This is a genomic window from Mycobacterium paraense (assembly GCF_002101815.1).
Taxonomy (GTDB): Bacteria; Actinomycetota; Actinomycetes; order Mycobacteriales; family Mycobacteriaceae; genus Mycobacterium; species Mycobacterium paraense.
In genome coordinates this window covers 57,376-81,067 of the sequence record NZ_LQPM01000044.1, presented here as the reverse complement: position 1 = coordinate 81,067, position 23,692 = coordinate 57,376, and the positions used below count along the sequence as shown (strand labels likewise).

Below are 23,692 nucleotides of genomic sequence, written 5' to 3'. Positions count from 1 at the left end.
CCGCGGATCACCCAGCGCTCATGGGGCATTGGCCTGTGTCCTTGGCGTCGCGTGTGTCGCCAGGGCTTCGGGTGTGCATCCTCGGCGGAAAAATCGCCGAAATCGCGCCCTCAGTGCACGCTGAAAGCCGCCAGTTCACACTGGAGCGTTGTCGAGCCCTAGTTGGAGCTCGAGACCAGCTGCTCCACCTGCTGGCCGCGCATCCGCTGCGAGATCACCGCGGTGATGCCGTCGCCCTGCATGGTCACGCCGTACAGCGCGTCGGCGACCTCCATGGTCGGCTTCTGGTGGGTGATGATGATGATCTGCGAGCGTGCCCGCAGCAGTTCGAACAGGCTGATCAGGCGGCGCAGGTTCGTGTCGTCGAGGGCGGCCTCCACCTCGTCCATGATGTAGAAGGGCGACGGGCGGGCGCGGAAGATCGCCACCAGCATCGCCACCGCCGTCAGCGCCTTCTCGCCGCCGGACAGCAAAGACAGCCGGGTGATCTTCTTGCCGGGCGGGCGCGCCTCGACCTCGATGCCGGTGGTGAGCATGTCGTTGGGGTCGGTCAGCCGCAGCCGGCCCTCGCCACCCGGGAACAGCACGGTGAAGACTTCCCGGAATTCGCGTTCGACGTCGGTGAAGGCGTCGCTGAACACCTGCAGGATCCGCGCGTCGACGTCGGCGATGACGTCGAGCAGGTCCTTGCGGGCGGCCCTGACGTCCTCGAGCTGGGTGGACAGGAAGTTGTAGCGCTCCTCGAGGGCGGCAAACTCTTCGAGCGCCAGCGGGTTGACCCTGCCCAGCTCGGCCAGCTCGCGCTCGGCGCGCTTGGCCCGACGCTCCTGGGTGGGCCGGTCATAGGGAATCGGGGCGGGCGCGAACACCTGCTCGCCGCGCTCCCGGGCCTGCTCGAACTCGGCCATTTCGAGCTCGGTCGGCGGCAGCGCGACGTCCGGGCCGTACTCGGCGATCAGGTCGGCCGGGGCCATGCCGAACTGCTCGAGCACCATCTGCTCGAGCTGCTCGATGCGCATCGCCGCCTGGGCGTTGGCCACCTCGTCGCGGTGCAGCGAATCGGTCAGCTGCGCCACCCGCGCGCCCAGCGCGTGCACCTCGTCGCGGACCGCCGCCATCGCCGCGGACCGTTCCTGGCGTTCGGCGACCAGCGCGTCGCGGATTCCCGACGCCGCGGCCACCACCCGGTCCAACCGCTCGGCCAGCAGCCGCCCGGCATCGGCCACCGCGGCGGCCACGGCGGCCGCGCGCAGCCGGGCCTCGCGCGCCTGCTGGGCCCGCAGCCGCGCTTCACGCTCGGCGGCCGCCGCCCTGCGCAGCGAATCCGCCCGCCCGCGCACCGCGTTGGCGCGCTCCTCCGCCGTCCGCACCGCCAGCCGGGCCTCCACCTCGACGCCGCGGGCGTGCTCGGCGGCCGCGGCGATCTGGTGCCGGTCGACGGGTTCCGCCGCCTGCACGTGCTGGGTCTCCTGGGCGTTGCGCAGCCGGGTCTCCAGCCCGGTGACTTCTTCGACGGTCTGCGCGCGCCCCGCTTCCAGCTCCGCGCGCTGGCGCAGCAGCCCGCTCCACTCCTCCTCGGCGGCGCGGGCCTCCTGCCCGAGGCGGCCCAGCTGCTCGTACATCGCCGAGATCGCGGTGTCGGACTCGTTGAGGGCGGCCAGCGCCTGCTCGGCGGAATCCTGGCGGGCAATCTGCTCGGTCAGCGCGCCCGACAACGCCGCGGTCAGCTGTGCCACCTGCGCCTCGGCGGCGGCCAGCTCGGCCCCGGCCTTGTCGATTTCCGAGGTGAGCTCCAGCGTGGACAGCTTGCGGTCCGAGCCGCCGCTCACCCAGCCGGCGCCCACCAGGTCGCCGTCGAGCGTCACCGCGCGCAGCTGCGGGCGGGCCGCCACCAGGTCCAGCGCGTCGCCGAGCGCGTTCACCACGGCGACGCCCGACAACATGGCGGTCATCGCCCCGCGCAGCCGCGCGGGCGCCTCGACCAGGTCGAGGGCCCACACGGCCCCGTCGGGCAGGTCGGCCGTGGGCCCGGGTTGCTCGGCGGGCCAGTCGCCCAGCACCAGGGCCGCGCGGCCGGCGTCGGCCTGCTTGAGGGCGGCGACCGCCGAACGAGCCGCGCCGAAGCTTTCCGCGGCCAGCGCGTCGGCAGCCGAGCCGAGCACCGCGGCCAGGGCCGCCTCGTAGCCGGACCGGACCCGCACCAGCTTGGCGATCGGGCCGAAAAGCCCTGTGCCGGAGAGGTTTTCCGTGAGCCACGCCGCGCCGTCCTTGCGCTCCAGCCCCACCGAGAGCGCGTCGATGCGGGCGCGCAGCGAGGCCACCTCCCGTTCGGCGCCGCGCTCGGCGGCCTGCAGTTCGGCGACGCGTTCGTCGGCCAGCCGCAGCGCGGCGACGGTCCGCTCGTGGTGCTCGTCGAGGCCCACCTCGCCCTGGTCGAGCTCGCCGACGCGGGCCTGCACGGTCTCGAATTCGGCCCGGGTCTGCTGGGCGCGGTTGGCGGCCTGTTCGATGCGTTCGGACAGCCGCGCGACGCTGTCGTCGATCGATTCGACGCGCGCCCGCATGGTCTCCACCTGGCCGGCGAGCCGCGCCAGGCCCTCGCGCCGGTCGGCCTCGGCCCGCACCGCCGCCAGGTGGGCCCGGTCGGCCTCGGCGGCCTCGCGCTCGCGCTCGGCAAGTTCGGCGCGCGCGGTGTCCAGGCGGGTTCGCGCGCCGGCCAGCTCGGCCAGCAGCCGCTGCTCGGTCACCTCGACCTGCTGGGCCTCGGCTTCCAGCGCGTCGGGGTCGGTGTCGCCCGTCGCCACCGGCTCGATGTCCAGGTGCTGGGCGCGTTCGCTGGCGATGCGCACCGTGGCGCCGACCCGCTCGGCCAGCGCGGACAGCCCGAACCAGGTGTGCTGGACCGACTCGGCGCGGACCGACAGCTCGGCGAGCGCGGTCTCGTGCGCGGTGAGCTCCTCGGAGGCCACCGCGAGGCGGGCGGCGGCCTCGTCGTGGTCGCGGCGCATGAGGGCCTCGGCCTCGAAGATCGCGTCGCGCTCAGTCTTGCGGCTGACCAGGTCGTCGGCGGCCAGCCGCAACCGGGCGTCGCGCAGGTCGGCCTGGATGGTCTGCGCGCGACGGGCCACCTCGGCCTGGCGGCCCAGCGGCTTGAGCTGGCGGCGCAGCTCGGTGGTCAGGTCGGACAGCCGCGCCAGGTTCGCCTGCATCGCGTCGAGCTTGCGCAGCGCCTTCTCCTTGCGCTTGCGGTGCTTGAGCACGCCCGCGGCCTCTTCGATGAACGCGCGGCGATCCTCGGGCCGCGACTGCAGGATCTCGTCGAGCTTGCCCTGACCGACGATGACGTGCATCTCGCGGCCGATCCCGGAGTCGCTCAGCAGCTCCTGGACGTCCATCAAACGGCAACTGCTGCCGTTGATTTCGTATTCGCTGGCGCCGTCGCGGAACATCCGCCGCGTGATCGAGACCTCGGAGTACTCGATGGGCAGCGCGTTGTCGGAGTTGTCGATGGTGACCGTGACCTCGGCGCGGCCCAGCGGCGCCCGCGACGAGGTGCCGGCGAAGATGACGTCCTCCATCTTCCCGCCGCGCAGCGTCTTGGCGCCCTGCTCCCCCATCACCCAGGCCAGGGCGTCGACGACGTTCGACTTGCCCGAGCCGTTGGGGCCGACGACCGCGGTGATGCCCGGTTCGAAGCGCAGAGTCGTCGGCGAAGCGAAGGACTTGAAGCCCTTCAGCGTCAGACTCTTGAGGTACACGGCGAGCCAGACTACCGCTCAAATTGCCCGCGCCTTGCTCACCGCGGGGTGTCGCGGCCGCCCGAAATTTGCCTTCCGTTCACACTCCGCGCACTGGCCACATTGGCCACAGCAGTCACGTCAGCGCTCGACGAAACCGGCGAACCGCTCGTGCGGTTCCGACCAGTCGGCGACCACCTTGTCGACGCGTCCCGGCCTGGCCGGCCACGCCGCCTCGCCCTGCAGCAGCTGCAGGAGTTTCTCGCCGGCCGCGCGCGGCCCCTGGGCCACCACCAGCACCCGGCCGTCGGCCTGGTTGGCCGCGTACCCGGTGAGGCCGAGCTCCAGCGCCCGCGAGCGGGTCCACCACCGGAAACCGACCCCCTGGACGGCGCCGTGCACCCAGGCGGTCAGCCGGACGTCAGGATCCGACATCGGCGATCTCGAAGTTGACGGTCGTGCCGGACTCGAGCGTGCGCCCGACGGTGCAGACCAGGTCGACGGCCCGGTTGGCGACGACCAGCACGCGCTGCTTCTCCTCGTCGGAGAGCCCGGACAGGTCGAGCTCGAGCGTCTCCTCGAGCAGCGGATAGCGCTCCTGCTCGCGGTCGGCCGGCCCGGACACCCTGATCACCGCCTGGTAGTCGTCGCCCAGCCGGCGGGCCAGCGGCTCGTCGGTGGACATGCCGCTGCACGCGGCCAGCGCGATCTTGAGCAGCTCGCCCGGGGTGAACACGCCCTCGACGTCCTCGGAGCCCACGAGCACCTGCGCCCCGCGCGAGCTGTACCCGGTGTAGCGGCGCGATCCCGTGCGTTCGACCCACAGTTGCGTCATGGCTTCTTTTCTACCGGGCGTGCGATGCGGCCCAGCGGGCATACTGCGTTCCATGTCGACCGTCGTCGCGTTCCACGCCCATCCGGACGACGAGGTGATTCTCACCGGGGGAACGCTCGCGCGGGCGGCCGCGGCCGGGCATCGCGTCGTCCTCGTCACCGCCACCGACGGCCGCGTGAACGACGACGACGGCGATCTCCGCCTCAACGAATTGCGCACGAGCGCAAGCATTCTCGGCGTACATCGGCTCGAATGCCTCGGCTATGCCGACAGCGGCTACGGCCCCGTTTTCTACCCCGATCCGCCGGGCCGCGTCAGATTCGGCCGGGCCGACGTCGACCAGGCGGCCGGGCGGCTCGCGGAGATACTGCGCGAGGAAGCCGCGGACGTGCTGCTCAGCTACGAGCGCAACGGCGGCTACGGCCACCGCGATCACGTCCAGGTACACCACGTCGGCAAGCGGGCCGCCGAGCTGGCGGCGACGCCGCGGGTGCTCGAGGCGACGATGCCGCGCGAATTGCTGGTGCGCATCGGCTCGGTGGCCCGTCGGCTGCGACTGCCGGCGCCCTACGAGCCGGAACTCGCCCGCACCGCCTACGCGCCCACGGCGACCATCACCCACCGGATCAACGTCTTCGGTTTCGCGCGGCACAAGCGCGACGCGATGGCAGCCCACCGCTCGCAGATCGGCAATTCGGCCGCGGCCGCGCGCCTGTTCGGGTTACTGCTTCGGCTGCCACCCCAGGCGTCCGGCGCGCTGTTTCCCTTCGAGTGGTTCGTCGATCCGGCCGCATCGCCGGGCGCGGTGCGCCGCGACATCTTCGACTGACCCGTCGTTGAGTGTGATCCCTGGGCGACGCCGCGCGGCGTGTCGCCGCCCTGGGCTCACACGCAAAAGCCCTCCGCGCACACTCACCGAAGCGGCCGCGGTCGCGGCTGGCAGCGCGGGCAGTAGAACGACGAGCGGTTCATGAACTTCTCCCGGCGCATCACCGCGCCGCAGCGCCGGCAGGGTTGCCCTTCCCGGCCGTAGGCGTCCAGGGACCGGTCGAAGTACCCCGACTCGCCGTTGACGTTGACGTACAGCGAGTCGAACGAGGTCCCGCCCTGCGCCAGCGCGTCGCGCATCACGTCTGCGGCGGCGTCCAGGACGGCGGTCAGCTGGCGCCGGGTCAGCGTGTCGGCGATCCGCGCGCCATTCACCTTGGCCCGCCACAGCGCCTCGTCGGCGTAGATGTTTCCGATCCCGGAGACCACGGTCTGGTCGAGGAGCTGCCGCTTGATCTCCGAATGCTTGCGCCGCAACACGTTTACCACCGCGCCGGGATCGAACTTCGGGTCCAGCGGGTCGCGCGCCAGGTGGGCCACCGGCGCGGGCACCACGCTGCCGTCCACGGTCACCAGGTCGGCCAGCATCCAGCCGCCAAAGGTGCGCTGGTCGGCGAAGCTCAGCACGGTCCCGTCGTCGAGCAGCGCGGAGATGCGGACGTGGTCGGCGCGCGGCACCTCCCCGAGCAGCATCTGCCCGCTCATTCCGAGGTGCACCACCAGCGCCGTGTCCGGGTCGGCCGGACCGTCCAGCAGCAGCCAGAGGTACTTGCCGCGGCGGTCGGTTCCGGCGATCCGCGCGTCGAGCAGCCGGGCGGTGAGATCGGCGGGCCCGGCCTCGTGGCGGCGTACGGCGCGCGGGTGATGCACCCGGACGGCCGTCATGGTCTTGCCCACCACGCGGGCCTGCAGGCCGCGGCGCACCACCTCGACTTCGGGCAGCTCCGGCATCGGCTACGCGGACGTCTTGCCCGCGGTGTCCAGCGTCTCCAGCACTTTCCAGGTCGCCGCCGCGGCCTTCTGCTCGGCCTCCTTCTTGGAGCGGCCGACGCCCGACCCGTATTCGGTTTCCATCACGACGACCACCGCGGTGAATTCCTTGTCGTGGTCGGGTCCGGTGGAGGTCACCAGGTAGGACGGTGCGCCCATGCCGCGCGCCGCGGTCAGCTCCTGCAGGCTGGTCTTCCAGTCCAGCCCGGCCCCCAGCGTGGGTGCGGCGTCGAGCAGCGGGCCGAACAGCCGCAGGATCACCTCGCGCGCGGTGTCGATCCCGTGCTGCAGGTAGATGGCGCCCAGCAGCGACTCCATGCCGTCGGCCAGGATGCTCGACTTGTCCGCCCCGCCGGTGTTCGCCTCGCCGCGGCCCAGCATCATGTGCACGCCGAGGCCCCCGTCGGACAGCTTGCGCGCGACGTCGGCCAGTGCCTGGGTGTTGACGACGCTGGCCCGCAGCTTGGCCAGGTCCCCCTCGGAGCGGTCGGGGTGACGATGGTAGAGCTCGTCGGTAATGGTCAGGCCCAGGACCGCGTCACCGAGAAACTCCAGGCGTTCGTTGGTCGGCAGCCCGCCGTGTTCGTAGGCGTAACTGCGGTGCGTCAGCGCCAGCGTCAGCAGTTCGTCGGGCAGGTCGGCCCCGAGCGCGTCCAGCAGGGCTTGCCGCGACGTCACCGCTCGTCCCGCTTGGTGTCCGGCTGGGGCGGCAACATGTCGGCCAGCTTGGCCCAGCGCGGGTCGATGCGGTCGTGGTGATGGCCGGGCTCGGCCGCGAGGGCGACACCGCAGTCGGGGCACAGCCCCGGGCAGTCCTCGCTGCATACCGGCGAAAACGGCAACTCCAGCCCGACGGCGTCGATGATCGGCTGCTCGAGGTCGATGGTGTCGTCGACGATGTGACCGACCTCGTCCTCCTCGGTGGTCGCCTCGGTGGTGCTGTCCGGATACGCGTAAAGCTCGGTCAACCTGACCTCGACGCGCCCGTGGACCGGCGTCAGGCAACGGGCGCATTCGCCGACGGTCGGCGCGGCGACCGTTCCGGTCACCAGCACGCCCTCGGACACCGACTGGACTTGCAAGTCCATCTCCAACGGGGCGCCCTCGTCGATCGCGATCATCGGCAGCCCGATGCGCGACGGGCTGGGCACGGTGTTACGCAGGGTCACCATCGCACCCGGGCGCCGGCCGAGCCGGGTGATGTCCACCCTCATCGGCGAGGCGGAATGGCGCTGCGCCGTGCTGCTGTGCTGCCGCGTCATAGGAGAAATCCTACGGCGCGGCGCGCGTAAGGAAAGGGCGCGGACCCCGCTAGCGCGTCGCGTAGTCGTGGGTGCCGGCGGCCGTCCGCAGCTGGTGACGGCCGCGGCCGACGGACCGCAGCGTGCCGTTGAGGAATTCCTCGAACTCGGCCAGCTTGTTGTCGACGTAGATGTCGCACTCGCCGCGCAGCCGGTCGGCCTCGGCGTGCGCCGTGTCGATCAGGCGGGTCGCTTCGTTGTTGGCGGCCTGCACCACCTCGTTCTGCGAGACCAGCCGCTGCTGCTCCTTGATGCCCTCTTGCACGGCCTTTTCGTACGAGATGTTGCCGTTCTCGATCAGCCGGTCCGCTTCGGCCTGGGCGCGGCTGACGCTGGCCTCGTACTCGCGTTTCGCCGCCGTGGCGATGCGAATCGACTCCTCGCGGGCCTCCCCGACCATCCGCTCGCTGTGCTGGCGGGCCTCGCTCACCATCCGGTCGGCCTGCGCCTTCGCGTCGGACAACAGCCGGTCGGCCTCGGCGCGGGCGTGGTTGAGCATGGATTCGGACTCCGTGGTCGCCGAGGAGACCATCGACTCGGCGTGCGACTTGGCGTCCTGCAGCATCGAATCGCGCGCGTCGAGCACGTCCTGGGCGTCGTCCAGCTCGCCGGGGATCGCGTCCTTGATGTCGTCGATCAGTTCCAGCACGTCACCGCGGGGCACGACGCAGCCGGCCGTCATCGGCACACCGCGCGCCTCTTCCACGATGGCGCCCAATTCGTCCAGCGCCTCAAAAACTCGGTACACGGCCATGCCCTCCTGGCGTCTTGCAAGAAAAATCCGTTGTTACCAGTGTGCCTGCTGTTACCTCTGTGACAGCGGTGGCGACGCCGGTGTGTCGGAGATTTGCCCGGTAAACCCGCACATCGCGAGTGAAATCCATAGTTTTTGCCGTTCGCGCCATGCCGCGGGCCCAGCCGCCGCGCGGGGTTCGTCAGTCCATATTCTTTTGCCCGGTCCCCGCACCGATTGTGCAGCCATTCTAGGGAAAACGGCGCCTGCAGCCCCGGAAACGACCGTCCGCGCCCTTGACCTATACCCCATGGGGGTATATCTTGGCTGGCGGACGCGGCCCGAGCAATCGAAGCGGAGGACTCAATGAGGGCGCTGGCAGCGGTCGGTCATGCCTTAGGGCTGGCGGGGTCGATGACGTGGGAAATCCTGTGGGCGCTGGTCCTCGGCTTCGCCCTGTCGGCGGTGGTGCAGGCCGTGGTGCGGCGCTCGACGGTCGTCTCCCTGCTGGGCGACGACCGGCCGCGCACGCTGGCCGTGGCGGCCGGGCTGGGTGCGGCCTCGTCGTCGTGCTCCTACGCCGCGGTGGCCCTGGCGCGCTCCCTGTTCCGCAAAGGCGCCAACTTCACCGCCGCGATGGCGTTCGAGATCGGTTCCACCAACCTCGTGGTGGAGTTGGGCATCATCCTGGCGCTGCTGATGGGCTGGCAGTTCACGGCCGCGGAATTCGTCGGCGGACCGCTGATGATCGTGGTGCTCGCCGTCCTGTTCCGGCTGTTCGTGCGGTCCCGGCTCGTCGACGCCGCCCGCGAGCAGGCCGAGCGCGGCATCGCCGGCTCCATGGAAGGCCATGCCGCCATGGACATGTCGATCCAGAAAGAGGGCTCGTTTTGGCGGCGGCTGCTGTCCCCGCAGGGCTTCACCTCGGTCTCGCACGTGTTCGTCATGGAGTGGTTGGCGATCCTGCGGGACCTGGTGTTGGGCCTGCTGATCGCGGGCGCCATCGCGGCGTGGGTGCCCGAAAGCTTTTGGCGGATCTTCTTTTTGACCGATCATCCGGTCTGGTCGGCGGTGTGGGGTCCGCTGGTGGGACCGATCGTCGCGATCGTGTCGTTCGTCTGCTCGATCGGCAACGTGCCGCTGGCCGCGGTGCTCTGGAACGGTGGCATCAGCTTCGGCGGCGTCATCGCCTTCATCTACGCCGACCTGCTGATCCTGCCGATCCTGAACATCTACCGCAAGTACTACGGCACCCGGATGATGCTGACGCTGCTCGGCACCTTCTACGCCGCGATGGTCGCCGCCGGTTACCTCGTCGAATTGATCTTCGGCACAACGAGTCTCATACCAAAACAGCGCAACGCCACGGTGATGGAAGCGTCGATCTCCTGGAACTACACCACCTGGCTCAACATCGCCTTCCTCGTCATCGCGGCGGTCCTGATCGTGCGATTCGTCACCTCGGGCGGAGTCCCGATGCTACGGATGATGGGCGGCTCCCCGGCGCCGGCGGATGGCCCTCACGAGCACAGCCATCACGGCGACTGACTCACCGCGGATCGCGTCGCCACCCACTGGTCGCTGCCGATCGTGTTGCGCCAGTCCGCCGGCAGGGCATCCAGCGCGTCCTCGATGCAATCCCAGATCGACTCCAGGGGGGACGCGCCCGGTGCGGCAGCGGCAATCCGGTCCTCCACAGCGTAATTCGGCTCATGCGGCGCGTCGCTGAACGGGGCGAGCGCGTTGATGGCATCCATGACGCGGCGTCGCCGTTCGGCGTAGGGCCACGCCGCCAGCTCGTCGGGCATGATGGGCCGGCCGAAGATGTAGTCCTGCGCGGCGTGGCGGTACGGAACCTCGAGCTTCCCCTCCAGCGGTTCCTCCGGCAGACCGCCCGCGAAGTACAGCGGCACGATGGGCAATGCCGCGTCGATCGCCAGGTCCAGCAGCGTCGAGGTGAGCTTCTCGACCCGCTGGCTTGAGCACAGGTACCGCGTCCCGTCGGCGTGCACCATGGTCGACACGCCATGGGCGGCGACATCGCGCTTGATCTCGTCGACCAGGCTCAAGAACTGCTCGGGGTTTCGCTGGTCGAAGTATCGATTGCTGGAAGGCTTCCCGTTCGCCGCGGCGTCCGCCAGCCGCGTCAGGGCACCGACCCAACGGGTTTCGTGCTTGGCGTGGGCGATCGTGACCACCTTCGTGTCGGTCAGCCACGACGCGATCGACGTGCCGAGGATCGACTCGACCTGCACCTGGTGGTTGGCCAGCAGCAACACCGGCCTTCCCCGAACCGCCGCCATCGCAACGGGATCCGTGACGATGACGTGCCTGACGTAGCGCGACAGCAAGGCCCAGTGCACCAGATCGGCGAACCCGCCCGGCCGCAGCCCCTGCCGGTCCGTCGACCAGGCGCGCACCGGTTGCCAGTCGGTCCGCAGCGACGCGCTCGCCCGACACGCGCCCTGGGTGTGCTCGACCTCGACCGAGATGCGCTCCAGTGGCAGCGCCGGGCAACTCGCCTGCCCGTCGACGACGCGAACCTGCGCCGGGTGTATCGAGCCGTGGGCGGCATCCGCGACGGCTTCCTTGATCGCGATGTTGGCGATCAGCGCATCGCCACGGCCGTCGGTGCCATACAGCGCCCGCAGGGTGCCCTTGAACCAGTCCTGGGTCGCGGCCCGCGCGGAGTCGAGCCTGACGACCCCGCGGCCCAACCGATCGCTCAACGCCATGCCGGGGACCGCGCGACGCTCGGCCATGAACGCGCGCCGCTCCCGTCCGCTGACGTGGACGAGATGTCCCTTCTCCAAGAGGAATTCGACGACGCGCAGGTAGGCCCACGGCTTGCCCGCGGCGCTGAGCCACAGGTCGACGATCGGCAGGCGGGCCCCGGCGTCGGTGTCGTCGTCGAACCCGACGAACCGGGCTTCGACGTCCACCGTCCCTTCCGTGGGCGGGTCGCTGTAGAACCGCGCCCAGATCACCCGGCGCGGAAAGCCGACCAGCCGATCCGCCGCGTCCGCGTACGACGCGACAGCCGCGTGGTCGGTGGTCCATACGCTCATCGCGGTGTGGGGAACGACGTGAAACGCGCCGTCGAGCAGCCCCGGATGCTGCCGACCCACCGGAACCTTGCACCGTTCGACCGCGAGCGTCCCGGAGGAGCCGTTGCGGCCTATCCGGGCGCCGTCCATCAGGGTGGCGAACGCGGGTCCGTGGAACACCGTGCCGTCGTAGGGATCGGCGTACGGGATCGCGTCGCGCAAGGGCGCAGGGGTTGGCGGCTCGCCCGCGTAGCGGTCCGCGGTGGCGATCACGGCCTGCGCGTGCGTCTCCCAGCGCGACAGCTCGGCACGGGGCGCGTCGCGCCACACCTGAAGGCAGCCCGTAAAGCGGCCCGGCGCAACGGGTTCGACCACCACCCGCACCCGCGTCGGCGAATCGACGACGACCCAGCGAACCAGCTGCAGGTCGGTAATGGCAGCCGCCACCTTGGCCCCGCCGGCCGCCTGGCCGCCCGCCTGCGCGAACAGGTCCAGCACCGACATCATCGGCAGCGAGGGGATGACGTACGTCGGGCAGTGATCGGCGACCCAGGTGTCGCGGGCGGGATCGATGGTGGTCTCCACCGTGGTCGCCGCGGGCTGAATCGGCGTCGGCGCGGCGCGCGTGATGCGCATGCCGAGGTCGCTCGCGCTGTAGATCCGTATCCCGTCGCACCACAGCGAGGCATCGGCCACGGCCAGCGTGCCGCCGGCCTCGCGCGCGATGCGGGTGATCTCCACCTCCCCGGTGATGCGCTTGTTGGTGGGCACGATCTGGCCGCGATACCGCCAGGTGATCGCGTGCTCGAGCGCGACCGGCTCGAAGCGCGCCGATGGCCCGGCCTCTTCACCGAACCCGAGATCGAGCATCGCGAATTGCAGGAGCTGCAGCAGCATTTCGATGCCCAGCGATCCGGGCTGCACCGGATCGCGGTAGAAGTGCGCCTTGAAGTACCACTCGGCGGGGTTGATGTCCTTGACGGCGCGCCACCGGCCCAGGCCGGCGCTGCCGGCGGTGGGCCACCGGCCCGTGACCCGGTCGATCATCAGCAGCATCGGGTCGGCCAGCCGGGCGCCCGGACCAAAGAACTTGTCCGGCCGGGTGCCCAGGTCCACGATCGGAGCGTCGCAGCCGAGCTCCAACTGGGCGCGCTGCTCCGCGCTGACCGGGAGCCCCACTTGCTGCTGCAACGCTTCGAGCCGGAAATATCCGAACACCGTGTCGAACGTGTAGACGATCCCGTCGTCCGCGGCGATCTCGCCGTCGAAGCTGACGATGATGGTTCCGCCGGCCTGCGCGACGCTCTTCAGCACGGCCTTGATTCGCAACGTTCCGGTCGACGGGGTGATCTCCCGGTGCTGCGTCCCCGTTCCGTCGAGGTTGCGGAAGAACAGGTCGACGTCGAAGTCCAGTGGGCAACCGGCGTAGGCGCCCAGCCAGCCGCAGGGCTGCAGCGCGATCTCCATGAGGACCGCGTTGGGCATCGTCTGTTTCCGGTTGGAGCCCTTGTTCTCGGCGAAATACCAGGCGTCGCTGGGAACGTCGTACTCGGCGACCACGTGCGCGCCGGGCTTGGCCACGCCGAGCTCGCCCACCACCTCGGTCACCCGGGACATGAAGTGGTAGGGCGGGCCCGGCAGCCTGGCCACCCTGCGGTCCGTGTCGAACTTCTCGTAGAGGGGGCCGAGCGCCAGCGAGGGCTTGGCGATGGCGCAGGCGAGCATGGCCGTGTAGTCGAACTTGACCCCGTGCCCCTCGGCGACGGGCTTGGATTCGGCGTACCCGTCCAGCTCTTTGACACCCATGTCCATCGGGCAGCCGGGGGAAAGCCGCAGTCCCATCCGGCGGCAGTGGAAGGCCGGCAGCCCGTCGACCGTGCACAACAAGTCCGCGAACACGGTGGGTTCCGGTCCGGCGATGACCTCCCGCACGAACACCTCGTAGACCAGCTCGCGTGACTGCGGCGTCACCTGACCGCGGCACACCAGCTTGTAGGTCTCGAACGGCACGGGTTCAAAACGCCACCCATCGCAATCCAGGGTCATGCCGAGGCCGGTCATGTAGATGGCCATCGTCTGCATGGTCGCCTCGTACATGAGCGTGCCCGGCATGCAGGGGTCGTTCTTGAAATGACCGTGAAAGAACCACGTGTCGGGGTTCACGTGCGCAACCGCGCGCAGATAACCCCTGCCCCACGGGCCGCCGGCGAAATCGAGGTGGGTCACCTCGTCGACGAACAGCATGTCGCCGCCCGCGATGCTCGGCGTGCGGGTGTGGCTGGCGGCGCGCTCGAAGCCGTCGCCGAACGTGTGCCAGATGTCGCCGGCCGCCATCGCCTCGAGATCGGCGCGCCGCAGTGCGGTGCGCGACGTTCGCGCCCGCGTCGATTCCATTGGCCCGCTGACGGTCTCATCCTCGGGGCGCCAGAGGATCCCGCCGGACGCCGCCAGCTCCTCGTCGGAGAAGAACCCGGCCTGGCCGTTGCGCATCGACATCCGCTCGGCGCCGCCGATCGTGCAGTCGTAGTGGAAGAAGAACATGCGGATGTCGCCCTGGCTGGCGTGGCCGTCGACATGGATGTCGAAGCGCAGGGTGTCGCCGATCTCGGGCAGGCCGCCCAGGTAGGTCACCTCGCAGCCCAGCAGGCGATAGACCCGTTCGCCCTTGTTCGCGAAGTCGGCGCCCATCCAGGAGATGAGCATGAGGTCGGCCTGGCCCGCCTCGATCATGATTCCGGCCGGCATCCGGCCCTGATGCAGCCACCACGCGTCGGCGGTGACATCGGTTTCGGTCCACAGGGTTCCGGTGCCGCTGCGGCCCGGCTCGGCGTCGATGCCCAGCAGGCGATCCGCCAGCAACAGCGGAGGTTCGGGCATCCGCACCTGCCGCGCGTAGTCGTCTTGCACCGCGAACGCCGGGCCGTAGATGTCGGAGATCCTGCCCGAGGCGTGCACGCGCAGGCCGTCCTTATCCAGCGCGAGGCCGACCGGCGTGCGCTTGACCGTCGGGATGGGCAGCTGCTTGCCGGCCGGCCGGGCGGGCTGGGTCGCCCGGTAGGCGCCCCCGCCCAGGAGATAGTCAACGTCGTTGCGGCGCTGCGCTTTCAGACCGTTCGGCGGTTGCGCAGCGTGCGCGGCGGCGGAGCCGTTACCGTTGCGGACCTCGAGCGCGCGGCCGATCGTCAGCGGCTCCGGCGGCGCCTGGCCGAGCAGGTCTGCACCCAGCGGAACGCGCGCCAACGCGTCGGTGGTTTTCGGCAGGGCCGGCGGAACGGGCAGGTGGGTCGTCATGGGCTGCTCCAGTCGAGGGGTGTCGCCGTTGGTGGCCGCAGCCGGAGCGCGAATCGGCAGCCGAACGGCGGGCGGGTGAGCCGGAAAGTGCAAGCGTGCGGGTTTCCCCGTGCGAGGCCCGGGGCGCAGCGCGGCGTCGAGCGCACCGGTGTCGCGGCGGGCCGCCGCCGCGGGCGCCAGGACGATCTGCTGTTGCTGGCCACCGAGCGCGGCGAGCGAGACGACGACGGAACGCTTTTCGGCCGCCCACGGCGCGCCGTCGGGGGCGATGCCGAAGAAGCCGTACAGCGCGCCGACTGCGACGTGCAGCAGTCCGGATGCGGCGTGGGCGTGGCCGAGCAGCGGCGTGAGGTTCAACGCGCCGGGTGCGGTGCCGAGGTGCAGGCACTCCCCCCGCGGCTCCGCATCCGCCGGCAGGGTCGCCAGAATCGTGTCGCCGTCACGGCGCGCGTCGGCGGCGCGCTTGAGCACGACGACGACGGCGGCGTCGCCGGGTATCTGCTCGCCCGGTCCGAGCAACGCGCGCGCCGACGCCTCGTGTACCGGTTCGCAGCACAGATCCACCGCACCGACCACGGCGGCGTCGACCTCGCGTCGCCGCAATTGGCGGGCGGCCAGCTCCAGCGCGGTGGTGCCGGACAGCTCTTCCCTGGACACCGTGAAACTTGGCCCCCGCAGGTCGAATTGCCGGTTCAGCCGGTTGGCGACGATGTTCGGCATGGCGCCGACCACGCCGGCGGCCGTCCACGGCGGCGCGACCGCGTCGCGCGCCGCCGCCAGTCGGACGGGGTCATCGATGTCGTCGGCCAACCGCCACCGCAGACCCAGCCGGGTGATCTCGGTGTCGCAGCCCATTCCGACGATGACGCTCGTCCTGTCCGGCGGCAGGGCGCCGATCACCGTTTCGATGTTGACGGCCGCCCCCAGCAGGGCCAGCTGCTGGGGCAAGGTCTGTTTGAGATCGGTTGGCGGAAAGCGTGTTTGCGTGACGTCGAGGCAGATCTCGGTCATCCGCGCCCGGCGGGTGCCGTCGGCGTCGCGGCCCGGGATCGGTTCGCAGCTCGTCAGATGCTTTGCCACCGAGGCGGTGTCGTCGTCACCCACGAGCAGGCTGACCCCCACGATCGCGACGTCGCCCCCGGCGATGCGCCCGGTGGGCGGGAATTTGGGCGGCGTGTGCTGCTCGGCGGCGGGCTCGATCCACTCCTCGAGGATCAGGTGAGCGTTGTTGCCGCCGAACCCGAAGTTGTTGATCGCGGCGCGGCGCGGACCGGCGCACGCCCAGGGTTCGGCCTCGTGGAGCAGGCGGAACGGCGAGTCGGCGAGGAACGGCAACGGATCGTCGGCGTGCAGCGTCGGGGGGCGGATGCCGGCGCGCATCGCCGCGAGCACCTTGATGGCTCCCGCGGCGCCGGATGCCGTGATCGAGTGGCCCAGGTTGGATTTCAGCGACCCGATGGGTATGTCCGCCATCCCGTCGAAGATGCGCGCCATGCTCATCAGCTCGGTCAGGTCGCCGCGCGACGTTCCGGTGGCATGGCACTCGATGAGTGAGATGTCCTGCGGCTCCAGCTCGGCCATCTCGTAAGCGAGCCGCATCGCCCGCTCCTGCCCCTCCTGCGACGGCACCAGCAGGCCCTGCCCGCGGCCGTCGTTGCTGAGGCCGACCGCGCGGATCACGCCCAGGATCCCGTCGCCGTCGGCGACGGCGTCTTCGAGCCTCCTGAGCACCAAAATCGCCGCACCCTCGGCGGGCACCAATCCGTCCGCGCCGCGGTGGAAGGGTCGCGACTGTCCGCTGCGGCTCAAGGCCTGTAGCGCAGTGAAACCGACGTGCAGCAGGAGGTCGCTGGCGCCGTTCACTCCCCCGGCCACCATCACGTCCGCGCTGCCGTCGTGGAGCCGGTCGCACGCCAGCTTGATCGCGTACAGCGAGGAGGCGCACGCGGCGTCCAGTGCGGTGGCACCTGCGGTCAACCCCAGCGCGTCGGCCACGATATGCGCCGGCAGCCCGGACATGAAACGGTTGCGCCAATCGAATCCGTCTTGCGAACCGCGCCAGACGCTTTCGGCCACGTCGGTCATCGATGTCGTCGGGTAGCTCAGGTTGCCGAGCACCACCCCGGCCGCACCGGGGACTTCACCGGGGCGCCAGCCGGCGCTCTCGAGCGCCTGGCGGGCTGCCTCGAGGGCCCACAGGCACAGCGGATCGAGGCCCCGGAACTGATCGGCGCTCAGCAGAAAGCGGCCGGGGTCGAAGATCTCGCCGAAGCCCCGCACGTATCCGCCGCGGTCCGACCAGGCGTGGTCGGGCAACGCGTCGTTCGCCTCGTCGCGGATGACGTGCGCCGCCGACACGCCCCAGTAGCCGGGTTGCGGTGAGCCGAGCACGTCTCGGCCGTGGTGCACGGTCTGCCACAACTCGCCGGGGCTCAGGCCGCCGGGCAGGACGCAGCCCTGGCCCACGATCGCGATGGGCTCAAACGCCATAGGGGTACAACTCGAGTCGCTTGAAGCTGGCGACCACGCGGTTGTCGGCGTCCACCAGGTCCAGGTCGCAAACGGCCCGGTTGCTCGTGGCATCGCCGTTGGTGAGCACGCACCGCAATCCGTCGCCCAGGGCGCCGGATCGATGCCGCACGACCTCGCCCACCCCCAGCGGCAACACGGTGCGGCCGAGCCGTTCGAAGGCCCACACCAAAGCCGCCTGCAGGCAGCCGTCGAGCGCCGCCGGATCCGTCGCCCAGCCGTCGCCGCGCCAGCCCGCCGTCGTCAGGCCGTGCAGGGCCGCCGTCGCGGTCGTCGCCGCGCAGTCCACGCCCTCGAGGACCTGGAACGCCGGGCCGTGGAAGAGCGCGTCACCGTGGTAGCAGGCGTCGCGGTCCAGCCGGCGCCCGCCGGACGGCGCCGTCGGGGCGGCGGGCGCAACCGTTGCGGCCCAACCCATTTCGATGGTCGCGGAGTAGTAGATCGTCGATCCCGAGGGGTCGGACAACGTGCACGCCAGCCGATGCGGATGCCCGTCGGCCCCCGCGCAGCGCACCAGCAGCGCGTCGCCCTGTTGTTCGAAGTCCGGCAGCGTGACGCCGCGAAGCACCTTGAGGTCGACGACCCGATCCACGCGGTGTCCGGGCCGGCAGGATTCGGCCATCCGCACGAACCACTCCAGCACCTGCACGATGGGCAGCACGACCTTGCCCTGGACGCGGTGATCGAGCAGGTAATCCTGGCGGGTCGCGTGCGCCACGACGCGGGCGAGGCGGCCCTCGGCGTGCACCGGATGGGTTGGCAGCCCGGCCAATACGCCGTCGCCGAGGGTGACCTCGGGAGTCGGGGGTCCGGCGTCCAGCACGTCGGAGACGAACGCCTTCGCACCCCGCGCGAGCGGGATCAGCGAGATGCCCCGCGACTCGAACATCGCCTTCAGGCCCGGCGTGACCATCCCGGATTCCCACGGCCCCCAGCCCAGGGCCCGCACCAGGCAGGCCGGGCCGCGGCGGGCCTGCTCGGCCAGGGCCACCTTGTTGAGGACCTCGTTGGCCATGGCGTAGTCGCTTTGGCCGACGTTGCCGCTGCGCGCGGCCACCGACGAGAACAGGCAGATGACCTTGAGCGGATCGGCGGCCGTCGCGTCCAGCAGCGCGCCGAGACCGCCCACCTTGGTCGCGAAGACGCGGTCGAATCCATCCAGGGTCTTCTTGTGCAGGGGCGCATCGGCCAGCACGCCGGCGCCGTGCACCAGTCCGGTGATGGGCCCGAATTCGGTTCGCACGCTGTCGAGTAGGGCGTGCAGCGCGGCCGCGTCGCGGACGTCGGTGGCGGCGTAGCGGGCCCGCGAGCCGGCGGCGGCCAGGGCGGCGAGCGTCGCGCGCACCTCGCGATCGGCGAGGACCCGCTGCACCTGCTGCTCCAGCTGTTTGGGTGTGGGCTTCTGCCCTTGTGCCGCGGCGCCGGCGAGGAGGGCGCGCTTGAGCTCGGCGTCGGTGGTCAGGCCGCGGGCCTCGGGAGGTTCGTCGGACAGTTCGGTGCGCCCGAGCAGGACGAAGCTCGCCTGCGTCTCTTCCGCGAGGGCGATCACCGACGCGGCGGTGACGCCGCGGCCCCCGCCCGACACGACGATGACGTCGCCGCGGTCGACGCGGCGCGTGTGGGTGGTCACCTGCCTCGCGTCCGCGACGACCGTGATCCGGCCGTGCGCGCTACCCAGGCCGACTTCCAATTCGGCTCCGCCCGCCAATATCTCGTGAGCGAGGTGCTCGGCGACGGTGCGCGGCGACTGCCGGTCGACCTCGATGTCGATCGCTTTGACCTGCGCGCGGGGCCACTCCTGCGCGGCGGTCTTGGCGAGTGCGGCGACGCCGCCGGCCCAGGCGCGCGGCCCGGGGTCGGTGAGCAGGCCGAAAGTGCCGCCGGTGTCCTGAACGGTGACGAAGACACCGCCGTGTTCGGCGAATGTCGCGGCGACGCGCTGCGCGTGGGCGAAGGCGGTCCGGTTGGCGGCCAGCGCATCCTCGCGGCCGGCGGTACGGTGCAGGCCGCCGAGGTGGATCACCGCCTGGGCGGTTGCGCTCGGCTCGGACGTGATCGTGGCGTTGATGCCGTGCGCGCGCAGGATTGCCGCGAGGGCGTCGGCCGTGGCGCGCTGGTCGTCGTGCGTTGCGACGATCTCCACCGTGGTGGCGGTGTAGAGACCCGGCATCCCCATCCCACTAGCCGGAGCGGGGATCGCACGCACCGCATAGCGCGCGATCCCAGCTCCGGCCAGGTCAAAAGGGAGGCGATCACCTACCTCGGCCGGGGGGCCGGCGAGGCTATGCAGGTAATCGGTGATCTCCCGCAGCGTGCCCAGGGCCGCCATCGTCGAGGTCTCCACCTCGGGCAGGCTCGGGATCCGCTGCTGCACCGCGGAAAGAATCTCCACCCGCTTGATCGAATCGATCCCCAGGTCGGCCTCCAGCGCCATCGACAGGTCCAGCATCTCCACCGGGTAGCCGGTCTTCTCGGCGACCACCTCCAGCATCTGGGTCACCAACTCACCGCCGGCGGCCGAAACCGCCACCGGCGCAGGCGCCTTGACCGGAGCCGCCGTCACGACCGGCGCCGCGGTCCCGTTATGGGCCGGCGCGGTGCCGTTGTGCGCCGCGGTGCCGGTCAGGCTCTGCAGGTAATCGGTGATCTCCCGCAGCGTGCCCAGGGCCGCCATCGTCGAGGTCTCCACCTCGGGCAGGCTCGGGATCCGCTGCTGCACCGCGGAAAGAATCTCCACCCGCTTGATCGAATCGATCCCCAGGTCGGCCTCCAGCGCCATCGACAGGTCCAGCATCTCCACCGGGTAGCCGGTCTTGTCCGCGACCACCTCCAGCGTCTGGGTCACCAACTCGCTGCCGGCGGGCGAAACGGCCACCGGCGCAACCACGGCGTGCGCCGCGCCGTTATGACTGGGCGCGGCGCCGTTATGACCGGCCGGGGCCGCCGGTGGTGTGGGTAGAGCCGGTTTCCCGTTGGGGACGAACGGCGGTGCGGGGGGCGGTGCGGTCACCGCGGCCCTCGACACGAGACCCTCCAACAGCTCTTGCAAATGGTCGACGGTTTCGCGCAACGTTGCGACCGCCGCGGTCATCTCGGCTATCACGTCGGCACCCACCTCAGACGCGGCGGGGGTTGTCGCGGGGGGCACCGCGGTGACCGGCGTGCCGCCGTGCGCGCCGTTACCATTGAGCGCCGCGGGAGCGACCGGCAGCGGCGCCGGGGCGGGCACGTGGGCGGCGGGCGTGATTGGTTCTGCTGGCGCCAATGTGGGCTCCGATTCTGGCCGGTCGCTTGCGGTGGGCCGTCCGTAGTTGGATCCGTTGATCTTGAGGGTCAGCTTCGGTCGCTGGCGAGTGCGAGGATCGTCGCCGGGGCGGTAATCGGCCCACAGTCGCTCGAAGTTCATCGGGACGCCGGCGGCAGCGAGTTGGGCCAGCCCGTTCCACAGCGCTCGAATCCCGTTCGTGTGCTTGGCATCCAGGGCCACCGCGACGTGCTCCTGGTCCGCGAGGCACTTGCCGACCAGGTTTGTCAGCACGCTGCCGGGGCCCACCTCGACGAAGGTGCGCGCGCCGGCCTGCCACATCGCCTGAATCTGTTCGGCGAACCGCACCGGCTGAGCGATCTGGTTGGCCAGCGTCGTCCGCATCTCCGCAGCGTCGGAGGCGTACGGCCGCGCCGTCGCGTTGGCGTACACCGGCACCTCGGGCGCGCGGAACGGGACGTCAGAAAGGAACGACGCGAAGGGAGCCGCCGCCGGGCTGACGATGTCGGAATGGAAGGCGGTGGCGACGTCGAGGCGCCGCGCGTTGATGCCCGCCTCGTTAAACCGTTGCGCGGCAACGTCGATGGCGGCGCTGTCGCCCGAGAGCACGAACTGGTCGGGGGCGTTGTGGTTGGCGATGGACACCGCGAGCCCGGACTCCGCGATCAGCTTGCGGACCCACTCCAGCGGCGCGGCCACCGCGCACATCGCGCCGTCGCTGTGGGTCGCCGCCTCGGCCATCAGCGCGCCACGTGCCCGCGCGATCAGCAGGGCGACCTCTTCGCTGAAAACGCCAGCGGCACAGAGCGCGCTGACTTCGCCGAAGCTGTGTCCGCCGACGGCAACCGGCGCGATGCCGAGGGCACGGATCACCGACAGCAGGCTCAGGCTGTGGGCGCCGATGCCCGGCTGCGCCCACTCGGTTCTCGTCAATTCGGCCGCCTGCCGCGCGCGCTCGTCGTCGGTGAACGCCGAGCGCGGCCACACGACCTGGTGCAGGTCGCGATCGGCGTTCAGCAGCTGGGCGGAGGCGACTTCCCACGGCGCGAGCGCCGGCTCGTAGAGCTGCGGGAGGTCGGCGCCCATGCCGACGTACTGGCTGCCCTGTCCCGGAAACAACAGCGCGACCGGACCGGGCTGTTGCGCCGAATAGTGGTAACCCCGCGGCGAACTGAATGACACCGCCAAATCGGGCGCCTTCAGCGTCGCCGCGACGTCGTCGAGCTTGGTGCGCAGGTCCGCGACGCCGTCGGCGACGACGGCAAGGCGGTGCGGCTGCGCGGCGTCGTAGGCGGATTGCGTGCTGCGTGCGATGTAGCCGAGCATGTCGTCGGTGTCGACGAGTGACGCTGCGAGACGGGCGGCTTGTTCGGACAGCGCCGCGGCGGAGGGCGCGCCGAGCACGATCAGTTCGGAATCCCAGGACCGGTATCGCCACGCGCGCTTCCCGGTGCCCGTGTACTCCTCGACGGTGACGTGAAAGTTGGTGCCGCCGAAGCCGAACGAGCTGACCGACGCGCGCCTCGGCACGCCGTTGGCGGCCACCCATGGCTTGGCCCGCGTCGGCAGATAGAACGGTGACTGCTCAATGTCGAGGGCGGGGTTGGGCTGATCGACCTTGATGGTGGGCGGCAACGTCTTGTGGTGCAGCGCCAGCACGGTCTTGAACAGGCCGCAGGCACCCGCCGCGCCTTTGGTGTGACCGACCTGTGATTTGACGGAGCCGAGCGCGCACCACTGCCGGTCCGCCCGGCCCGAGGAGTCGAACACCTCTCGCAGCGCGGTGAACTCGGCGACGTCGCCGGCTTTGGTTCCGGTGCCATGCGCCTCCACGAGCCCCACGGTTTCGGGCCCGTAGCCGGCCGCGGCATAGGCGCGGCGCAGGGCTTTGGCCTGGCCGGCCGGACTCGGCGCATAGATGCTCTTGGCGCGGCCGTCCGACGAGGTACCGATGCCGCGGATGACGGCGTAGATGCGGTCACCATCGCGTTCGGCGTCGTCGAGCCGCTTGAGCGCGAGCATCGCCAGCCCTTCACCCAGCATGGTGCCGTCCGATTGGTCGGAGAACGGGCGGCAGTCGCCGGTGGGCGACAGCGCGGTGACTTTGGCGAAGCACATGAACATCAAGATGTCGTTGAAGGCATCGACGCCGCCCGCGATCACCATGTCCGCTTCACCGAGATACAGCTCGTGCAGCCCGACCTCGAGCGCGGCCAGGGAGCTGGCGCAGGCCGCGTCGATGACGCAGTTCGTACCCCCGAGGTCGAACCGGTTGGCGATGCGCCCGGCGATCACGTTGCCGAGAAGACCCGGGAAGGTGTTCTCCTGCCACGGCGTATAGCCGGACGCGACGCTCTCACTGAACGCGGCGACGTCGCGTTCGGACAGACCGGCCGCGCGAAGGCCCCGCTCCCACACCGGCCGGTGCAGGCTGCCGCCCATGTAGTTGGTCATCTCGGTGCCGCCGGATGCGCCCAGAACGACGCTGACGCGCTCACGGTCGATATGAGAGAAATCGCCGCCCGCCATGTCTTCCAAAACCTGTTGCGCGACTCTGAGGCCGAGCAATTGTGCGGTGTCGGTCGCGGGCAGAACATTCGGTGGAATTCCGAAATCCATCGGCGAAAAGTCGATATCGGGCAAGAATCCGCCGCGACGCGCATAAACCTTGTCTTGGGCGCCCGGAGTCGGATCGTAGTAGTCCTCAACGCTCCAATGGGACGCGGGAATGTCGGAGAACAGATCGACGCCTCCGACGATGTTGCGCCAGAAGCGCTCGGCTTCGGGAGACCCCGGAAACAGCGCGCTCACGCCGACCACGGCCACGGGAGGATGCTTGGATACCACCGGTCTCCTTCGCGTCGTCTACACGTACCGCACGGCGTGTCAACCCGGGTCGCGAAGACTGACCGTTAGGTTTTACCGGATTGATCAGCCAAGACGGGTCGAACGCTCGCCGGACGATACCAGAGCATAGGCGGTCGTATTGACGGATTGTCAATAACTGGCAGGTGGTCTTAGGGCGACCTTAAGCGCCCCAGCCGGCAGTCACCGGGCGGTGGGTGAATTGCACGCAAGCGCGACGGCGTGCGGGTGGCAAAAACTACCGACAGGTAATATTTGCCGCGCGGCCGCC

General features: G+C 70.4%; 11 protein-coding genes. 2 read left to right on the top strand and 9 right to left on the bottom strand.

The features are described from left to right. Positions 1–158: 158 nt before the first annotated feature. From smc to AWB89_RS25265, 3 genes are all read right to left on the bottom strand, one after another. Positions 159–3,758 carry a chromosome segregation protein SMC gene (smc, locus tag AWB89_RS25275; protein ID WP_085177388.1) on the bottom strand — a complete coding sequence of 1,200 codons (3,600 nt, stop codon included), beginning with the start codon at positions 3,756–3,758 and terminating at the stop codon, positions 159–161. Between the two features lie 120 nt (positions 3,759–3,878). Then, positions 3,879–4,172, bottom strand: coding sequence for an acylphosphatase (locus tag AWB89_RS25270; protein ID WP_085102525.1), 294 nt, complete (start codon positions 4,170–4,172; stop codon positions 3,879–3,881). Then, entirely contained in the window at positions 4,159–4,572 is a 414-nt protein-coding gene (locus AWB89_RS25265; protein ID WP_085177386.1) for an OsmC family protein, read from the bottom strand. Before AWB89_RS25265 ends, AWB89_RS25270 begins: the two co-directional genes overlap by 14 nt. 52 nt (positions 4,573–4,624) lie before the next feature. Between AWB89_RS25265 and AWB89_RS25260 the strand changes: the two genes are divergently transcribed. Then, a complete protein-coding gene (locus AWB89_RS25260) occupies positions 4,625–5,401 on the top strand; it encodes a PIG-L deacetylase family protein (protein ID WP_085102521.1) in 777 nt (258 codons plus the stop codon). A gap of 83 nt (positions 5,402–5,484) precedes the next feature. Here AWB89_RS25260 and mutM read toward each other — a convergent pair whose 3' ends face one another. Genes mutM through sepIVA form a run of 4 tightly spaced genes read right to left on the bottom strand, consistent with a single transcriptional unit; the run spans position 5,485 to position 8,439 of the window. Continuing rightward, positions 5,485–6,351: a DNA-formamidopyrimidine glycosylase gene (gene mutM, locus AWB89_RS25255; RefSeq protein ID WP_085102519.1), complete on the bottom strand. Its 867-nt coding sequence runs from the start codon at positions 6,349–6,351 to the stop codon at positions 5,485–5,487. 3 nt (positions 6,352–6,354) lie between these two features. Then, complete coding sequence (gene rnc, locus AWB89_RS25250; protein ID WP_085102517.1) at positions 6,355–7,068, bottom strand: ribonuclease III; 714 nt, start codon at positions 7,066–7,068, stop codon at positions 6,355–6,357. Beyond that, positions 7,065–7,652 carry a YceD family protein gene (locus AWB89_RS25245; protein WP_142280338.1) on the bottom strand — a complete coding sequence of 196 codons (588 nt, stop codon included), beginning with the start codon at positions 7,650–7,652 and terminating at the stop codon, positions 7,065–7,067. The genes rnc and AWB89_RS25245 overlap by 4 nt, the downstream gene beginning before the upstream one ends. A 49-nt stretch (positions 7,653–7,701) precedes the next feature. After that, complete coding sequence (gene sepIVA, locus AWB89_RS25240) at positions 7,702–8,439, bottom strand: cell division protein SepIVA (RefSeq protein WP_085103100.1); 738 nt, start codon at positions 8,437–8,439, stop codon at positions 7,702–7,704. Between the two features lie 351 nt (positions 8,440–8,790). On the opposite strand from sepIVA, the gene AWB89_RS25235 reads away from it, so the two are divergent. Then, positions 8,791–9,972, top strand: a complete 1,182-nt coding sequence (locus AWB89_RS25235) for a permease (protein ID WP_085177384.1) — start codon at positions 8,791–8,793, stop codon at positions 9,970–9,972. Here AWB89_RS25235 and AWB89_RS25230 read toward each other — a convergent pair. Together AWB89_RS25230 and AWB89_RS25225 are read right to left on the bottom strand one after the other, a co-directional pair. Then, complete coding sequence (locus AWB89_RS25230; protein ID WP_142282637.1) at positions 9,960–17,252, bottom strand: beta-ketoacyl synthase N-terminal-like domain-containing protein; 7,293 nt, start codon at positions 17,250–17,252, stop codon at positions 9,960–9,962. The genes AWB89_RS25235 and AWB89_RS25230 overlap by 13 nt on opposite strands. Then, positions 17,242–23,403 carry a type I polyketide synthase gene (locus tag AWB89_RS25225; RefSeq protein ID WP_085177382.1) on the bottom strand — a complete coding sequence of 2,054 codons (6,162 nt, stop codon included), beginning with the start codon at positions 23,401–23,403 and terminating at the stop codon, positions 17,242–17,244. Before AWB89_RS25225 ends, AWB89_RS25230 begins: the two co-directional genes overlap by 11 nt. Positions 23,404–23,692: the final 289 nt, after the last annotated feature.

Excerpts from the sequence above, each read along its gene's own strand:
- AWB89_RS25270 (WP_085102525.1), bottom strand. The coding sequence starts at position 4,172 with ATGTCGGATCCTGACGTCCGGCTGACCGCCTGGGTGCACGGCGCCGTC.
- AWB89_RS25265 (WP_085177386.1), bottom strand. The coding sequence starts at position 4,572 with ATGACGCAACTGTGGGTCGAACGCACGGGATCGCGCCGCTACACCGGG.
- AWB89_RS25260 (WP_085102521.1), top strand. The coding sequence starts at position 4,625 with ATGTCGACCGTCGTCGCGTTCCACGCCCATCCGGACGACGAGGTGATT.
- mutM (WP_085102519.1), bottom strand. The coding sequence starts at position 6,351 with ATGCCGGAGCTGCCCGAAGTCGAGGTGGTGCGCCGCGGCCTGCAGGCC.
- AWB89_RS25245 (WP_142280338.1), bottom strand. The coding sequence starts at position 7,652 with ATGACGCGGCAGCACAGCAGCACGGCGCAGCGCCATTCCGCCTCGCCG.
- AWB89_RS25235 (WP_085177384.1), top strand. The coding sequence starts at position 8,791 with ATGAGGGCGCTGGCAGCGGTCGGTCATGCCTTAGGGCTGGCGGGGTCG.
- AWB89_RS25230 (WP_142282637.1), bottom strand. The coding sequence starts at position 17,252 with ATGGCGTTTGAGCCCATCGCGATCGTGGGCCAGGGCTGCGTCCTGCCC.